At 73.1% G+C, this 15,568-nt stretch carries 14 protein-coding genes; 8 read left to right on the top strand and 6 right to left on the bottom strand.

Annotation, left to right across the window (positions count from 1 at the left end; all coding sequences use genetic code 11):
- On the top strand, positions 1 to 1,003 hold a 1,003-nt coding region (locus ABZ887_RS49790), incomplete at its 5' end, for a glycoside hydrolase family 3 N-terminal domain-containing protein (protein ID WP_361306131.1).
- Here the strand turns inward: ABZ887_RS49790 and ABZ887_RS49785 are convergent.
- The gene (locus ABZ887_RS49785; protein ID WP_361306129.1) at positions 963 to 1,808 is read right to left on the bottom strand and encodes a DUF2236 domain-containing protein; all 846 of its coding nucleotides are present in this window, start codon (positions 1,806 to 1,808) and stop codon (positions 963 to 965) included. The two genes, ABZ887_RS49790 and ABZ887_RS49785, sit on opposite strands and share 41 nt — an antisense overlap.
- A gap of 830 nt (positions 1,809 to 2,638) precedes the next feature.
- Between ABZ887_RS49785 and ABZ887_RS49780 the strand changes: the two genes are divergently transcribed.
- Positions 2,639 to 3,898: a hypothetical protein gene (locus ABZ887_RS49780; RefSeq protein WP_361306127.1), complete on the top strand. Its 1,260-nt coding sequence runs from the start codon at positions 2,639 to 2,641 to the stop codon at positions 3,896 to 3,898.
- Here ABZ887_RS49780 and ABZ887_RS49775 read toward each other — a convergent pair.
- Both ABZ887_RS49775 and ABZ887_RS49770 read right to left on the bottom strand, forming a co-directional pair.
- Positions 3,893 to 6,358: a tetratricopeptide repeat protein gene (locus ABZ887_RS49775; RefSeq protein WP_361306125.1), complete on the bottom strand. Its 2,466-nt coding sequence runs from the start codon at positions 6,356 to 6,358 to the stop codon at positions 3,893 to 3,895. The genes ABZ887_RS49780 and ABZ887_RS49775 overlap by 6 nt on opposite strands.
- Before the next feature lie 142 nt (positions 6,359 to 6,500).
- On the bottom strand, positions 6,501 to 7,292 hold the full coding sequence (locus tag ABZ887_RS49770; RefSeq protein ID WP_361306123.1) for a hypothetical protein: 792 nt from the start codon (positions 7,290 to 7,292) through the stop codon (positions 6,501 to 6,503).
- A gap of 425 nt (positions 7,293 to 7,717) precedes the next feature.
- Between ABZ887_RS49770 and ABZ887_RS49765 the strand changes: the two genes are divergently transcribed.
- The 3 genes from ABZ887_RS49765 to ABZ887_RS49755 are packed head-to-tail and all read left to right on the top strand — an operon-like array spanning position 7,718 to position 10,461.
- Positions 7,718 to 8,386 carry a DedA family protein gene (locus ABZ887_RS49765; protein WP_361306121.1) on the top strand — a complete coding sequence of 223 codons (669 nt, stop codon included), beginning with the start codon at positions 7,718 to 7,720 and terminating at the stop codon, positions 8,384 to 8,386.
- 45 nt (positions 8,387 to 8,431) lie between these two features.
- A complete protein-coding gene (locus ABZ887_RS49760; protein ID WP_361306119.1) occupies positions 8,432 to 9,094 on the top strand; it encodes a response regulator transcription factor in 663 nt (220 codons plus the stop codon).
- Positions 9,091 to 10,461, top strand: coding sequence for a HAMP domain-containing sensor histidine kinase (locus ABZ887_RS49755; RefSeq protein ID WP_361306117.1), 1,371 nt, complete (start codon positions 9,091 to 9,093; stop codon positions 10,459 to 10,461). The genes ABZ887_RS49760 and ABZ887_RS49755 overlap by 4 nt, the downstream gene beginning before the upstream one ends.
- Before the next feature lie 47 nt (positions 10,462 to 10,508).
- On the opposite strand, the gene ABZ887_RS49750 is transcribed toward ABZ887_RS49755, so the two are convergent.
- Entirely contained in the window at positions 10,509 to 11,789 is a 1,281-nt protein-coding gene (locus tag ABZ887_RS49750; RefSeq protein ID WP_361306115.1) for a multidrug effflux MFS transporter, read from the bottom strand.
- Between the two features lie 62 nt (positions 11,790 to 11,851).
- Between ABZ887_RS49750 and ABZ887_RS49745 the strand changes: the two genes are divergently transcribed.
- Positions 11,852 to 12,373 carry a MarR family transcriptional regulator gene (locus tag ABZ887_RS49745; protein WP_361306113.1) on the top strand — a complete coding sequence of 174 codons (522 nt, stop codon included), beginning with the start codon at positions 11,852 to 11,854 and terminating at the stop codon, positions 12,371 to 12,373.
- Between the two features lie 131 nt (positions 12,374 to 12,504).
- Entirely contained in the window at positions 12,505 to 13,137 is a 633-nt protein-coding gene (locus ABZ887_RS49740) for a TetR/AcrR family transcriptional regulator (RefSeq protein WP_361306111.1), read from the top strand.
- Positions 13,138 to 13,174: 37 nt separating this feature from the next.
- Here the strand turns inward: ABZ887_RS49740 and ABZ887_RS49735 are convergent, their stop codons facing one another.
- Both ABZ887_RS49735 and ABZ887_RS49730 read right to left on the bottom strand, forming a co-directional pair.
- Positions 13,175 to 14,182 carry a zinc-dependent alcohol dehydrogenase family protein gene (locus ABZ887_RS49735; RefSeq protein WP_361306109.1) on the bottom strand — a complete coding sequence of 336 codons (1,008 nt, stop codon included), beginning with the start codon at positions 14,180 to 14,182 and terminating at the stop codon, positions 13,175 to 13,177.
- Positions 14,183 to 14,301: 119 nt separating this feature from the next.
- Complete coding sequence (locus ABZ887_RS49730; protein ID WP_361306107.1) at positions 14,302 to 14,664, bottom strand: helix-turn-helix domain-containing protein; 363 nt, start codon at positions 14,662 to 14,664, stop codon at positions 14,302 to 14,304.
- Between the two features lie 327 nt (positions 14,665 to 14,991).
- Between ABZ887_RS49730 and ABZ887_RS49725 the strand changes: the two genes are divergently transcribed.
- Entirely contained in the window at positions 14,992 to 15,420 is a 429-nt protein-coding gene (locus ABZ887_RS49725; RefSeq protein ID WP_361306105.1) for a VOC family protein, read from the top strand.
- The last annotated feature ends 148 nt before the right edge of the window (positions 15,421 to 15,568 follow it).

The following is a 15,568-nucleotide window of genomic DNA, read 5'->3' as shown; positions in this document are numbered from 1 at the left end:
CGGCCAGTTGTTCATGGGCGGCGTCGCCGCCACCCACCCGAGCACCACGGATCTGCAGACGCTGCGCACCTACCACGTCGGGTCCGTCATGCTCACCGGGCGCAGTTCCGCCGGGACCACCGCGACGCGGAAGGTGGTCGACGCGATCCGCACACAGGCCGACACGGTCGGCGGGCACCGGGTCGGGCTGCTGGTCTCCACCGACCAGGAGGGCGGCCAGGTCCAGGTGCTCAGCGGCCCCGGCTTCTCGGTCATGCCCAACGCCCTGACCCAGGGCACGTGGAGCACGTCGACCCTGCGCAGTCGCGCCGAGACCTGGGCGCGGCAGCTCAAGGCGGCCGGCCTCGACCTCAATCTCGCCCCGGTCGCCGATGTGGTGCCGGCGAGCCTCGGCACCCGCAACGCCCCCATCGGCCACTTCTACCGCGAGTACGGCCACACCCCCGCCGTCGTGACCTCGCACACCGGCGCCTTCGCCGCGGGCTTCCGCACGGCCGGGGTGATGACCACCTTCAAGCACTTCCCCGGACTGGGCCAGGTGATCGGCAACACCGACACCACCGCGAACGTCGTCGACTCGGTGACCACCGCGACCAGTTCGAGCCTGCAGCCGTTCCAGAGCGGGATCAAGGCAGGTGCGCCGTTCGTGATGATCTCGTCGGCGAAGTACACCAAGATCGACTCGAAGCACCTGGCCGCGTTCTCGCCGACCGTCATCAACTCGCTGCTGCGCACCAAGTTCGGCTTCAAGGGAGTCGTCATCTCCGACGACCTCGGCCAGGCGGTGGCGGTACGCGCCTACACCCCGGCCCAGCGGGCGGTGCAGTTCATCGGCGCCGGCGGCGACATGGTCCTGACGGTCAAGGCGTCGACCGTGCCGGCGATGGTGCAGGGAGTGCAGGCCCAGATGGCGAAGGACGCCTCCTTCCGCACCAAGGTCGCCGCCTCCGTGCACCGCATCCTCACGGCCAAGGCCGCGGCCGGCCGCCTGACCTGCAGCTGAGACCGGTCGCCCGGACGCGTCCGCCGCGCCGGACGCGTTCGGGCAGCGGTGTCCGGTAGTCCGGCAGCAGACGCAGGACGTGGAACGAGGACTTCAGGAACAGCCGGACGACGCGTTCGCGACGGGGGCCGAGCCGGCCGATCCGGTGGAGCCGGCAGACCCGCTCGCCGGCGAGGTAGCGGGTCAGGTCCCTGCCGAACGCCCGGAACGGCGCGGGGAACCACCGGTCCGCGAAGTGGTCCATCATCGCGGTCGCCACGGCGTGGCCGGCTTCCGTCGGCCCGTACGGCCGCGCGTCGAACTTCACGGCGAACTCGGTCATCGCGTCCCAGTCCTCGGGAAAGTACTCGTCGGCCAGGGGGCCGGACTCGCGTTCCAGAAGGCGGAAGAGGGTCTGCGCCCAGCGGTGCCAGGCGGTCTTCATGGGTTCAGTCGTGCCGGGCAGTCCCAGCGAGGTCTGCAGGCGGTCGCCGTAGGTCGCCAGCAGGACGAGGGGGTAGACGAAGTCGTCGGTGTCGTCGAAGTTGCCGGGCAGGTGCGGGGTGGCCCGGGCGATCGCCAGATGGATGCGGTTGAGCCGGGCGGCGGCCGCGCGTCCGGCGCCGCTGGACAAGCCGTCCACCATCCAGGCCATCAGGAGGTCGTTGGCGTCCCGGTAGCGCCGCTCGGGTCTCGTCGTCAGCTTCGCGGTGTGCGCCAGGGTCGCGGCCGTGGCGCCGGGCTGCATCATGCGCATGGTGCCCGGATAGAGCGTCATGGCCAGGGCGAACTCCGGGATCTTGTAACCGACATAGAGCGATATCATCCGCTCCCATTCGGATTCCGGGTCCAGCCTCGCGAGTTCGCGGTCCACCCACTTGTACCCACGGCGCAACGTCCGTTCCCCTCACGTCGAAGCCATGTGCTGCACCGCCCCGGCGTCGCCGGGAACGTGGCGCCGCACCGGCGGAAACTCCCCGTGGAGCAAGACGCAGAAAACGCGTGCACGGCTCCGCCCCACCCCGGGGACGGCGTCCGGGCCGGTCACCGGGCCCTCGATATCATCTGGCCCGGCGCCGGTGACGGGGCGCCGTCGGTCGATTCAGGGGACGGGCCAACGGTGACGGGTGGGGCGGTCCGGCTGCGGGTGCCGGTGGGCGAGGACGCGGAGCGGTGGATCACCCGGACCGGCTGCCGACGGGTCCTGTTGGTCGTGCACAACGTGACGTCGGCGACGCGTCTGCTGGACGTACTCCCGCTGTTCGACGGCGACATCCGGGTGCAGATGTTCGCCACCTGCACGGGGTCCTCCCCCTTTCTCGCCGGGGTGCCCGAGTTGCTGGCCGCGGCGCAACTGCCGGTCCTCCCCTGGGAACAGGCCAAGGACACGGAGTTCGACCTGGTCATCGCCGCGAGCTACGGCGGTGAACTGGCCGCGATTCGGGGCAGGTTGGCCGTTCTGTCGCACGGCGTTGGCTACAATAAGAGGCTGGCCACACCGGACACCGGACACCGGACACCGGACACCAGGCGCCGGCGCCGGTCTTCGGCCTCTCGCCGGAGTGGCTGCTGGAGGACGGGCGTCCGCTCGCGACCGCCACCGTCCTCTCGCACCCCGAACAGCTGGAGCGGCTGCGCTCGGCCTGCCCGGAGGCGGTGCCCACCGCCGTCCTCGCGGGGGACCCCTGCTACGACCGTATCCTCGCCGCCCTCCCCGAACGCGCGCGCTTCCGGCGCGCCCTGGGCGTGGGGCCCGGTCAGCGACTGGTCCTCGTCAGCTCGACCTGGGCACCGCGCTCGCTGTTCGGCGGAGCCGGCGACACCGGGACGGACGATCTGCTGCCCTGGTTGCTGTCCCGCCTGACGGCGGAACTGCCCGCCGACGAGTACCGGTCGGTCGCGGTCCTGCATCCGAACATCTGGTACGGCCACGGCCCGGGTCAGGTCCGGGCCTGGCTCGGCAACGCACGGCAGGCCGGCCTTGACGCCGTCCCTCCCCTCGACGGCTGGAGGCAGGCCCTGATCGCCGCCGACTGCGTCATCGGCGACCACTCCAGCGTCAGCTACTACGCGGCGTCCATAGGCACCCCCGTCCTGCTCGGGGCGTTCCCCGAAGAGGACCTCGACCCGCTCTCGCCGGTGGCCGCACTGGGCCGCACGGCCCCCCGTCTGTCCCGCCGGGGCGGTCTCCGCGCCCAGATCGACCGGGTGGTCGCCGGACATGACGCCGGCCGGTACAAGGAGCTGGCGGAGCAGACGAGTTCGGCCCCCGGGGAAGCGGCCGTTCTGCTGCGTCGCCTCTTCTACGACCTCATGGGGATACCGGAGCCGGGGCATCCGGCGCTGCTCGACCCGCTGCCGCTGCCGCCCAGTCGGCCCGCTCACCGCACCGCGCCGGTCCGGGTGCTCGTCGGCGGGATCGGTGCCGATCCTCCGGAGGTCGCCCTCAGCCGGTACGCCACGGTCGGCGGCGAGCCCGACCCGTCGGAGGAGGCGGCCATGACGGCCGACTCCGCGCACACGGTGGTGGACGAGGAGACCCGGGACCGCGGCCGGCTGCGCATCGCCGACATCGTGGTGCGGCGCGCGCCCGCCGACGACCCGCGATTGGGCCCGCCCGCCGCCTGGACGGCGGAGGCGCTCGGCCGCTACCCGTACTGCGGGCTGGCCGCCTACGTCGACGGGCCGGACCGGTGTGTCGTACGGACCCGCGAGGGAGATCTCCTGAGGCTCTCCGCGGCCACCGCCCCCGACGGCCGCGCCGACCTGTGCGACCCCGCCGTCTACGCCTCGGCGCTCTACGCGTGGCTCGCGAGCGGCCGCGACCTGGCCCGGGCCATGCCCGGGATCACGGTGCGCACCGGTTCCGCGACCCACCTGGTCACCGTGGAGACGATGGCTCCGGCCGGGTCATGAGCCGCTGCCCCGGGTCTCCGCGTCGGCCAGCCGCGACCGCACCCGGTCCAGGCCGAGCCGGTCGCCGTGCTCCTCGTAGCACGCGGCGGCGGCCCTGAGGTCCGCGGCCTCCTGCGCCGCGTGGCCCAGCCGGCGATGGCACTGGGACCGCACGTCGAGGGCGTCGGCGAGTTGCAGCCCGGCGCCCGCCTCGGTCATGGCCTTGACGGCCTCGTCCAGGCACACGCGCGCCTGCTCGGCGTCCCCCGCGTCCAGGTGGGCGTCGCCCAGACTCATGTAGACACGTGCGGCGTTGTAGGGATCGCCGCCACCCGGCAGCCGGCGGAAGCGTGCGAGGGCGTCGTTCAGCCGGGCGACGGCTTCGCCGTAGCGCCGCTGCTTGGTCATGGCCCGGCCGATGTGGTGTTCGAGCAGGGCCGTGGCACGCGGCAGGTCCTCCCGGCCGTCCTCGCCCGGGCCGATCCGGCGCAGGATCTCCTGGGCCTCCTCGAAGCACCGCTGGGCCGCGGGGAACTCCCACCGTTTGAGATGGAGCAGCCCGAGCACCTCGACCGCGGTGGCCTCGCCCCGGTGGTGCCCGCAGGCCCGGTCCGCGGTCCGGGCGTTCGCCAGCGCGGCGGCGGCATCGTCCGCCCGGCCCTCTCCCATGTGACCGAAGGCGAGTTGGGTCCACATCCGGCCCACGGCACGCGGGTCGCCGAACTCCGCCTCGGCGCTGCGGCGGGCGGCCTCGACGCCGAGCAGGTGCGTGTCGACCCACTGCGCGTGGAAGCCGAGCATCAGGTGCAGGCCCCACATGGCCTCGCACAACTGCCAGACGAGGTCGTTGAGTTCGTGGTGCGCGGCGGCCCGGACGACGGCGGCGAGGTTCTCCCGTTCGCGCCGCAGTTCCGCCAGCGCGTGCCTGCCGTCCGCCGGGTGGCGATGTTCCGGAAGGACAAGTCCCCGGTACGCGGGGCCGAGCCGCCATCTCAGCGGCATCACCCTGAAGTCCGCAGCCGCCGCGAAGCGCAGGTGCGCGACCGCCACCCGGCGGACCGCGGCCGCCATGCGGCCGTGACCGTCCTCGGCGGCCGCGAGTCCGCGGGCGTGGGCCCGGGTCACGTCGTGGAACCGGTAGCGTTCCTCCGCGACCTCCTCCAGCAGGTGCGCCCCGGCCAGCTGCTCCAGCAGCGTGCGTGCCTCGTCGGCGGCGATCCCCGCGGCGTGGGCCGCGATCGCGACGGTCACGGTCGGCCAGGGCCACGCGGCGATCGCGCGGTACAACGCGGCGCTCTCGGGGGTCAGTTCGCGGTACGCGACGTCATGGACGAGACGGACGGGGTCGCCCGGAGCGTCGGGGGCCGGTCCGCCCGCGGCGGTGCCTTCCCGGTCCCCGCCCCCGTGGTTCCGCCCGGACAGCTGCTCGGCGACACGCTCCCAGGTCAGGTGCTCCCGTAAGGCCAGGCCCGCACCTGTGGTGCACACGGCGAGAGGGATGCCGCCCGTGCCCTCCGCGACGGCCCGGACGACGGCTTCCGGCACGGGCGGCCGGTCGCTGCCGGCGACCCGCCTGATCAGGGTGACGGAATCCTCCGTCGACAGCGGCCCGAGCGCGCACGGCCGGGCTCCGTGACCGGCGACCAGACGCCCGAGCCGGTGCCTGCTCGTCACCAGGACCAGGGACTCCGGCGAGGCCGGCAGCAGGGGGATCACCTGCGCGTCGTCATGGGCGTTGTCCAGTACGACGATCAGGCGCCGGTCGGCCGTGCAGTCGCGGTACAGGTCCCGCTGCCGCGCCTCGTCCCCCGGCACCATGGCGGGCGGCACGCCGAGCCGCTCCAGGAAGCGGGCGAGCACGTCGGAGGGCGGCAGGGCCGTGGCGGCCGACGCTCCCTCCAGGTCGGCGAACAGGGCGCCGTCGGGAAACCTAGCCAGCAGCTCGATCGCGCTCCGGACGGCGGTGGCGGTCTTGCCGATGCCGCCCGGGCCGGTGAGCACGGCGATCGCGGGCGCGCCCGGTGCGCGGTCCCCGTCGTCCGGCAGCTCCGTGATCCACGCGAGCACGTCCTCGCGGTCGGTGAAGGCCGCCGTACCCGGTGGGAGCATCTGCGGCCGGGAGGCGCCGGGTGCCACGGCGGGCACGCTGCGCGGCGCCAGCCAGGCGGCTTCCCGGACCCATTCCGTCACCTCGCGGGAGAACTCCGGCGAGGTACGGGCGTACTCCAGCAGGCTCGAAGCGGCGGCCGCCCGCTGGTCCGCGGTGACCGGGAGGGAAGGCGCGGCCGAATCGCGGCCGTCGGCCCCGGCACCTGTCGCGGCAGCCCCGGCGCCTGTCCCGGCGGCCCCGGCGCGGCTCCTGCTAAGCAGGTCGTAGAGCCGCTCGGAGGTTCGCCTGCCTGCCTCGCCGCCCGCCCCTGACAGGGCGCCGGAGGCGACCGTGCCGACAGCCGAGAGCACCATTCCCACCAACGGTTCCACTCAGGACTCCCCCAACTCGCCGTTCCCGCAATGGTATCGATGCGGTCCGACGAGTCGCCGGAACATCGGCGCCGGGAGGCCGGCGGGACGTCGGTGTTGCTCAGGCCCCAGGCCCCGGGCCTCAGCTCTCAGGCCTCAGGCCTCAGGCCGCCCCGGCGCCGGTGGTGTCCCGCTGGGAGACGGCCAGGTAGCCGACGAAGCAGGCGATGGCGGCCGTCCAGGCGAGGGTCACCGGTGCCAGTCCCAGGGCGAGCCCGCCCCGGGTGTGGCCGACCGCCATCCAGTCGGCGAGGGAGGCGCCGAGGGGACGGGTGATGACGTAGGCCGTCCAGAAGGCGGGGACGGCCTTCAGGACACCGGCGCGGTGGGCGATCGCGGGGACGCAGATCGCGACGGCGAAGAGGACCCCCGAGCCGAGGTAGCCGAGGCCTGCGGTGGCGGTCAGGTCGCCGGCGGCGGTGCCGAGGGCGAACGTGGCGAGGACGGCCGCCCAGTAGAAGATCTCGCGGCGGCGGGTGCGGATGCCGTGGATGGACAGGGTCCGCTCGACGGCGTACCAGAGGGCGAAGACCGCGGTCAGCACGATGACGAAGAACGGGGTGGACAGGGTGTAGGGCACGCCGAGACCGACGTGCAGGACGTCGGCCGCCATCGTGCCGAACACGCTGACCATGACGACGGCGGTCCAGTACACCCAGGCGATGTACCGGCGGACGGCGAACTGCACGGCCAGGGAGGCCGCCAGGGCGAGGCCCCCGAGACCGACGGCGGGGATCGGGCCGAGCACCCGGGCCAGCAGGTCCGACGCGGTCTCGCCCATACCGGTGGTGAGCACCTTGATGATCCAGAAGTAGGCGGTCACTTCCGGCACCTTGTTCGCCATGGTGCGGAGGGGGACGCGGGAGCGGTCGTCGAGGAGGTGCTCTGTGGTCATGATCGGCACGATGACACGCTGGGCTCCCGGCGCCACAGATGGCTTTGCCAAGGCTTTGGCGCCTCTGGTGCATGAGTTTCTGGTTCGCCCGCCCAACCTGAACGCAACCTGACCGCGTCGACGAAGTCCCTGTTCAGGGGGCTGTGCAGGTGGTACGGGGGCACATTCGGGTACCCCTGGGGAAACCGCCGGCGGTTTGCCGGTGCCTCGGCCGAGGAGTCGGGCCCGGTGGACAGCCGTCCACGGTCGGGAGACTTCCACTACATTGCGTAGCGGTCTGCGCACGGCGAGATCCTCCGCCGGCCGCCCCGGAACGACGTGGGGCGAGCGGGCCCGGCGATCGTCTACAGTTTCCTGCAGTGTCTACAATGCTGTAGTCGTCCAGGTGTCCCACGTGAAGCCGTCCGCCGGAAAGGGCCCCGTTCATGACCACTCCGATGCTCGCGACGTCACAGCTGGCCGTGAACGTACTCGACGCCCATTCACTGCTGGCGGCCTTCGGCGTGCTCGGCGTCGGGGCGGTGATGTTCGCCGAGACGGGACTGCTGGTCGGGTTCTTCCTGCCGGGCGACTCCCTGCTGTTCACGGCCGGCCTGCTGTGCACCGGCTCGGCGCAGGGCAGTCTGCACCTGTCCCTGGGCCCCCTGCTCGTGGCGGCGGCCGTGGGCGCGCTGGCCGGGGCGCAGTTCGGATACCTGCTCGGCCGCAAGGCCGGCGGAGCACTGCTCGCGCGCAGCCGTTCCCCGCGGCTGCACGAAGGGGTGAAGCGCGCCGAGGAATTCCTCCAGCGCTACGGTCACGCGAAGGCCATCGTGCTGGCCCGCTTCGTGCCGGTGGTGCGGACGGTGCTCAATCCGATGGCCGGTGCGCTGGAGGTGCCGGTACGGACGTTCACCCTGTGGCAGGTCGTCGGCGGACTCGCCTGGAGTGTCGGCCTCACCCTCGGGGGATACGCGCTGGGGTCGTCGATCCCGAATGTCGACCGGTACCTGCTGCCGCTGGTGGCACTGATCGTGCTGGTGTCGCTGATCCCCGTGCTCGCCGAGGTGTACCGGGGCAGGCGGGCCGCCGGGTCCGAGGAGGGACGCGGGTGACCGTCGCGGCACCGGGCCGTACGGCCGAGGCTCCGACGGAGGACCATGCGTCACAAGATCCTGGTCGTTGAGGACGATCACGCCCTGCGTGACGTACTGCGCCGCGGGCTGGCCGACGAGGGGTTCGAGCCCGTGCCCGCCGCCGACGGTGCCACCGCCCTGCGGCTGACCACCCACGCCATCGACGCGGTCGTCCTGGACGTCGGACTGCCGGACGCGGACGGGCGGGACGTGTGCCAGGCGATGCGCGCCAACGGGTTCGCGGCCCCGATCATCTTCCTGACGGCCCGCCACCACCTCACCGACCGGCTGTCCGGGTTCTCCGCGGGCGCCGACGACTACCTTCCCAAGCCGTTCCACCTCGCCGAACTCGTCGCGCGGCTGCGGGCGACGCTCAAACGGGCCGCCCCGCCGGCGGTGTCCACGGCCGGAGACCTGGTCCTGGACGCGACCCGGCACAGCGCGAGCGTCGGCGAGGCCCACGTCGAGCTGTCCCCGACGGAGTTCCGGCTGCTGGCCACCCTGGTGGCCGCGGGCGGCGGCATCGTGAGCCGCCGCGACCTGGTCAGGGCCGCCTGGCCGGACGGTGCCCAGGTCAGCGACAACACACTCGACCAGTACCTGAGCCGGCTGCGCCGCAAGCTCCGCGAGGCGGGCAGCGACCTGAGCCTGGGGACCGCGCGCGGGATCGGCCACCGGCTGTCATGAAACGCTTCCTGCGGCCCCTGGCCCCCCGCACGCTGCGCGGCCGGCTCTCGCTCGTGGCACTGACCACGGCGGCCCTTCTGATGACCGTCCTGACCGTGGCGTTCAACACCGTGCTGGACCGGCACCTGCAGCATCAGGCGGACGCGGAGCTGCGCAGCCGTGCGGACGCCGTCGCCACCACCGTGGACACCAGCGGCCCCCGGGTACGGGTCCTGGAGACCGTCAACGACCGGCTCCTCGACGCCAACGTCTGGATCTACACGGGAACACGCCTGCTGGAGAAGCCCCCGTCCACCGCCGCCGACAGCACCCTGACCGAGGCCGCCGCGCGGCTCGCCCGACGGGGAGACGGCGTCTGTACGACCGTGGCGGCCGGGCATCCCCGGTCCGTCCGGCTGTGCGCCCGCGCCATGGCCGGGAACCGTGGCACGGCGACGGTCGTCACCGCCCTGGACCTCGCCCCGTACCGCAACTCGGCGGCCGTCGTGCTGCTGGGCTCCCTGGTCCTGGACTCCGTCATGCTCGCGTGCACCTACGCGCTGACCCGCCTCGCCGTGGGACGGGCGCTGCGTCCGGTGCGCACCATGACCGACCAGGCCACCGAGTGGAGCGCCGTGGGCTCCGACCAGCGCTTCGGCGCGACCCACCATCCGGCCGAACTCGCGCGCCTGGGCACCTCGCTGGACTCGCTCCTCGACCGCATCCGGACCGTGCTGCGGCACGAGCGGCAGCTGACCGGGGAGCTGTCCCACGAACTGCGCACCCCGCTCACCCGGATCGTCATCGAGCTGGACTGGTGGCGGGCCCGGCCGCGCACCGCCGCCGAGACCCGCGCCACGCACGAGGTGATCGCCGAGGCCGCCCAGGCCATGCGCACCATCTGCGACACCCTGCTGGACGACGCCCGCAAGGAGGCACAAACCGCCGCCCCCGGCGCCACGGCCGTCGTGCCGGTGCTGTGCCGACTGGTCGACCGCCTCGGGACGCCGGAGCAGGTGAAGGCCGTCGTCGACACGACGGTTCCGGAGCTGGCAGCGGGCGTCCCTCCGGCCCTGCTGGAGCGCATCGTCAGCCCGCTCCTCACCAACGCGGTCCGGTACGCGCGCTCCACCGTGACCGTGACCGCGCGGCCGGTGTCCGGCGGTGTGCGGATCAGCGTCACCGACGACGGTCCGGGCGTACCGGAGGCGTTCGTGGGCGACCTCTTCCAGCCCGGCCGCCGGGCCGACCCCGACGACGGGCACGACGGCGCGGGTCTCGGACTGCCGCTCGCACGGCGCCTGGCCCGGGCCGTCGGCGGCGAGGTGTCCCACGATCCCGCCTGCACCTCCGGCGCCCGCTTCCTGACCGACCTGCCCGCCGGGTGAACCACCGCGGCCGAGTGAGGACCTGGCGGCAAGGGCCCCTTCTGCCGTTACGCCGTGCGGACCACCGGCTCCCCGCGCCCCTCCCAGGGCCGGGCCAGCCCCACCAGCGCCAGCCCCGCCGCCGCCAGTGCGCTCAGCATGACGAACGCCATCGGCCGGGAGCTGTCCTGCCCGAACACGCCCACCAGCGGTGCGGCCAGGGCTCCGAACAGGAACTGGAAGCCGCCGAGGAGCGCGGAGGCCGCGCCCGGAGCCGTGCGGCCGGCCGCCTGGCCGATGCTCATGGCGCTGGGGAAGACCAGGCCGATGCCACCGGCGGTCACGAACAGGGTGGCCCAGGTGCCCGCGAGGGTCTCGCCCACGGTCACCACCAGCAGGACCTGCGCCAGCGCGCCCAGCAGGGCGATCCCGACGCCGGCCGAGAGCAGGGTGTTCAGGCGGGTGCCGCGTCCGGCCAGGTGGGCGAAGGAGGCCCCCGCGGCCAGCATGGCGACGGCGTTGGTGGCGAAGATGAGGGAGTAGGTGGTCGAGGAGACGCCGTGCAGGTCCTCGAAGACGAAGCTGGAGCCGCTGACGTAGGCGAACAGAGCGGCCGAGACGAGGGCGACCACCAGGACGTACCCCATGAACGTACGGGCGGCGAGCAGCGCACCCATGGCCCGGAAGGTCCCGGCGAGTCCGCCGCGGTGGCGCCGCTCCGGCGGCAGTGACTCGGGCACCGCCCGCACGACGGCGAGCAGGAGCAGCACGCCCAGCACGGCCAGCACGGCGAAGACCGCCCGCCACGTGGAGACGGCCAGGACGGCCCCGCCGAGCACCGGCGCGACGATCGGCGCCACGCCGATCACCTGTGACAGCACCGCGAAGTAGCGCGGCAGTTCGGGTCCGTGGAAGCGGTCGGTGAGGACGGCCCTGGCCAGCACCATGCCGGCCGCGCCCGCGACACCCTGGAGGAAGCGGGCACCGGTGAGGGCGGCGATGTCCGGGGCCGCGGCGCAGGCGACGGAGCAGAGGACGAATCCGGCCGCCCCGGCCATGAGCAGCCGGCGCCGACCGAGGCCGTCGCTGAGCGGGCCGATGACCAGCTGGCCGACGACGAGTCCGGCCAGGAACGCGGTCATCGTCAGCTGCACGGCGGAACTGCTCGCCCCGAGCGCCTTCCCCAACGCGGGGAATCCGGGGACGTACATGTCCGTCGCGAGCGGGGCGACGGCGGTCAGCGCGCCGAGCACGGCGATGAGAGCGGTGGCCGCACGGCCCGAAGGCGCAGGTCCGGCGGTGTCGGGGACGGCGTCGGCGCGATTGCGCGAGGATGACGGAGCTGCCATGAAAATAAAGGTAGCTGATAGTTCACCAGCTAACAAACATGGAGAGCGAGAAGACGAGCCGCATGCCCTCCCCCAACCCCTCCACCCCGTCCGCTCCGTCCGCCGCGGACGTCGGCGCCCAGTGGGCGGCGCACAACCCCGGCCTGGACACCTCCCCCATGGAGCTGATCGGGCTGCTCAAGCACGCCACCGGCCTGCTCTACCGCTCCGTCGAGCCCCTGTACGCGGGCGCCCCGCTCACCGCGCCGGAGCTCGACATGCTGATTCCCCTGCGGCACGCGACCGAGCCGTTCATCGCCCGGCGCCTCGCCGAACGGCTGGGCCTGTCCCGCGCGGGGGTCAGCAAGACCCTCGGCAGACTCGAACAGCGCGGTTTCATCACCCGTACGCCGAACCCCGCCGACCGGCGCGCCGCCCTGGTCACCATCACCGAGGCCGGCGCGCAGGCGGTCGACGACCTGTTCCCCCGGCAGCTCTCCGTCGAGGTCGGCCTGCTGGACGGCCTGGGCGAGGACCGCGAGTGGGTGACCAAGGCGCTGCGACGGCTGGTCGCGGCCATGGAGTCGCGCCCGGGGCACGGCTGACACCCGGCGACGGGAGCCCCGGGCGATTGCTGCCGCGGTTGCTGCTGTAGGGGATGCTCCAATTAGAGTGCTCACTGCAGGGGCGGCCCACCACCGGGGCCGCCGCGATCCCGTCCCCGAGAGGCACAGAGATGACCGGGCCGCAGACGGCGCGCAGGAAGCGCGCGAACGGGGTGGAGTCGCGCCGGCGCATCCTCGACGCCACCGTGGAGATCGCCGGCGAGCGCGGCTACGAAGGCACCTCCATCGCGGCCGTCAGCGCCAAGTGCGGACTGCCCGCCAGCTCGATCTACTGGCACTTCAAGGACAAGGACGACCTGATCGCCGCGGTCATCGAGCGCAGCTTCGAAACCTGGCTCAGGACCGTGGAACTGCCCGGCGAGGACGCGGGCACCCCGCTGGAGCGGGTCACCATGATGGCCGCGAACGTGGCCCGGTCCCTCGTCGCCGCCCCGGACTTCCTGCGTCTCGGTCTGATGCTCGCGCTGGAGCGCCGCCCCACCGAGCCCCGCGGCCGCACGGTCTTCCTCCAGGTCCGCGAGACCGCCCACCGGCGCATCGCCGAGATCGTCGCCGGCCTGTTCCCGGCCCTGACCGAGGACGTCGTGGACACCCTGACCACCTATGCCGTCGCCGGCGCCGACGGCCTGTTCGTGCACCGGGAGGTCAAGGGCGACTCGGTCGACCTGGTCGCCCTGTTCGAACTGCACGCGCGGCTCATCCACGACGCCGCCGTCCGGATGGCGGCCCAGGCGGAGCGCTGACGGCCGGCACGTCGGCGCCCCGCGCGCGGGCCCGGGCTCAGGACGTGGCACCCTCGTGGGCGACGGTGACGACGATCTTGCCGACCTGCTCGTTGGCCGCCATGTAGCGGTGCGCCTCGACGATGTCCTCGAGGTCGAAGGTGCGGTCGACGACGGGGTCGAAGGATCCCGAACTCAGGCCCGCGTTGACGAACGCGACCGCGCGGCGCAGCCGCTCGGGGTCCGTGGTGATCTCGAAGAGCGTGTACGTGCTGCTGGTCAGCGCCGGGAAGGACTGGGCGTTGGGCAGCGGGGTGGGGCGCGGGTCGAGGGCGCCGTAGACCACCAGGAAGCCGCCCGGGGCGATCCCCTGGGCGAGGGTCTCCACGCCGGGTCCCGCGACGGGGTCGAAGGCCAGGCGGACGCCCTCGCCGCCGGTGATCTCCTTGATCCGGGCGGGCAGGTCCTCCTCGTCGGTGACGATCACGTGGGTCGCGCCCGCCTCCAGGAGGCGCTGCTTCTTGCCGGCGCCGCGCGTGGTGGCGATCGGGACCGCGCCGACGTGGCGGGCGATCTGGATGGCGGCGAGTCCGACACTGCTGGAGGCCGCGGTGATCAGGACATGGTCCCCGGGCCGCACCTGTCCGCTCTCGGCGAGGGGTCCGTAGGCGGTGATGTAGGCCATCCACACGGCCGCCGCCCGGACGGGGTCGACCTCCGCGGGGCGGGGCACGACCGCGGAGGCCGGGACGATGACGTGGTCGCCGTACGTGCCGTAGTCGGTCTGCAGGAACTGCGGTACGACCGCCACCGGGTCGCCCTCCGAGAGGCCGTCCACGCCCTCGCCGACCGCCTCGACCACACCGGCGGCCTCGTAGCCGAGCAGGGAGGGGTAGACCGGGGCGTAGAAGTAGGCGCCCTCGCGGAACATGATCTCGGCGCGGTTCAGGCCGATCGCGTCGACGCGGATCCGGGCCTCCCCCGCGCCGGGCGTGCCGACCTCGACATCGCGGAGGGTGAGGACCTCGGGTCCGCCGATCCGGTCGAACTGAACGAGTCTTGCCATGGCGCATCCGTCCTGGGGGCAGGGTTTTGGGAGGAGACGCGCCGGGTCGGCCCGGCGCCTTCTCCCACCCTGCCCCAAGCTTCGATGGCCGTCAAATTTTGAGCGCCATCGAAATAAGGTCACCGGCCGTCTCGGGCCGTGGTCGCTGCCGCCTCCCCGGCCGCGGCGGCCAGCACCGCGGAGAACAGCCCCGGGAACCGCAGCTCCAGTTCGTCGGTGCGCAGCGTGTTCATCTTCGTCGTCCCGACGTAGTACTGCCGGATCACACCGGCCTCGCGCAGCACGGCGAAGTGGTGGGTGAGCGTCGAGAGCGACACGGGCGCGACGAACGTCCCGCAGCTGAGGTCCTCCCCCGCGCGGGCCAGCTGCGCCACCACCATGCGGCGCACCGGGTCCACCAGCGCCTCCAGCACCTGCTGGAGCGAGACCTCCGACAGCTCGGGGTGCTCCACGGTGCGGGCGGCGGTACGGGGGCGGGCCACGGTGACTCCTCGGGGCGGCTTCTGGGCGGTCAAGTCATAGTACGACCGCCATCGAAACCCCATCCGCCGCCGAAATCCTCCGCCGGACCGCCCGGCACCCGCGGCCGTGCGGCGTGGCGGAGAAACGCGTTGCCCCGGCTCGTGACGGTCACTAAGGTCGGCCGGGTGACTGCCGGGTCGGCCATGGGCCACGCACGAGTGAGGTTCCCGGCCTCGGCGTGAGCCCGAGGCGGGCAAGAGGCCCGCCGTCATCTCCGCGTCCTCGCCCCGGCGCCCCTGTGCGGTGCCCGTCCCAGCGGATGTTCCGAGACCGGAGAGACCACACCGATGCCCCTTGCCCAGCCACACCCGCACACGTCCGAGCTGCCGCCTGCAGCCGTCCAGCTCAACCACACCGCCGTGTACGCCAGCGACCGGAACCTGTCCGCCGGGTTCCTCGCCGCGATCCTGGGCCTGGAGGTCGGCGCCCCGTTCGGCCCGTTCCTGCCCATGGACCTCGGCAACGGCGTGACGCTCGACTACTACGAGAAGCGCGACGAGCCGATCCAGTCGCAGCACTACGCCTTCCTCGTCCCCGAGGAGCGGTTCGACGGCATGATCGGTCGTCTGGAGACGGCCGGGGTGACGTACTACGCCGACCCGCACCACACCCGGCCCGGCCGGACCAACGGCCTGTTCGGCGGTCGCGGCGCCTACTTCGAGGACCCGGACGGCCACAACATGGAGATCATGACGCGGCCCTACGTCCGCCCGTAGACCCGGGGCCCCGGCTCGTGGAACGGGTGGGCCCGGGCCGTCGTACGACGGCCCGGGCCCACCCGGAGTGTCAGGCCGTGGCCCGCCGCTCGCGTGGGGGGGGGTCGAATTGAGCGGGGGGGTTGGGGGGGCCCCCCCAACCGGCGAG

The organism is Streptomyces sp. NPDC047061, from assembly GCF_040643955.1.
In the GTDB taxonomy this organism is placed as follows: Bacteria; Actinomycetota; Actinomycetes; order Streptomycetales; family Streptomycetaceae; genus Streptomyces.
The sequence above is the reverse complement of the archived record's forward strand: the minus strand, read 5'-3'. Positions and strand labels throughout refer to the sequence as shown.

Coding starts and splice junctions, on each gene's coding strand:
- ABZ887_RS49785 (WP_361306129.1), bottom strand. CDS start 1,808: ATGATATCGCTCTATGTCGGTTACAAGATCCCGGAGTTCGCCCTGGCC.
- ABZ887_RS49750 (WP_361306115.1), bottom strand. CDS start 11,789: ATGGCAGCTCCGTCATCCTCGCGCAATCGCGCCGACGCCGTCCCCGAC.
- ABZ887_RS49765 (WP_361306121.1), top strand. CDS start 7,718: ATGACCACTCCGATGCTCGCGACGTCACAGCTGGCCGTGAACGTACTC.
- ABZ887_RS49725 (WP_361306105.1), top strand. CDS start 14,992: ATGCCCCTTGCCCAGCCACACCCGCACACGTCCGAGCTGCCGCCTGCA.
- ABZ887_RS49740 (WP_361306111.1), top strand. CDS start 12,505: ATGACCGGGCCGCAGACGGCGCGCAGGAAGCGCGCGAACGGGGTGGAG.
- ABZ887_RS49735 (WP_361306109.1), bottom strand. CDS start 14,182: ATGGCAAGACTCGTTCAGTTCGACCGGATCGGCGGACCCGAGGTCCTC.
- ABZ887_RS49755 (WP_361306117.1), top strand. CDS start 9,091: ATGAAACGCTTCCTGCGGCCCCTGGCCCCCCGCACGCTGCGCGGCCGG.
- ABZ887_RS49760 (WP_361306119.1), top strand. CDS start 8,432: ATGCGTCACAAGATCCTGGTCGTTGAGGACGATCACGCCCTGCGTGAC.
- ABZ887_RS49770 (WP_361306123.1), bottom strand. CDS start 7,292: ATGACCACAGAGCACCTCCTCGACGACCGCTCCCGCGTCCCCCTCCGC.
- ABZ887_RS49745 (WP_361306113.1), top strand. CDS start 11,852: ATGCCCTCCCCCAACCCCTCCACCCCGTCCGCTCCGTCCGCCGCGGAC.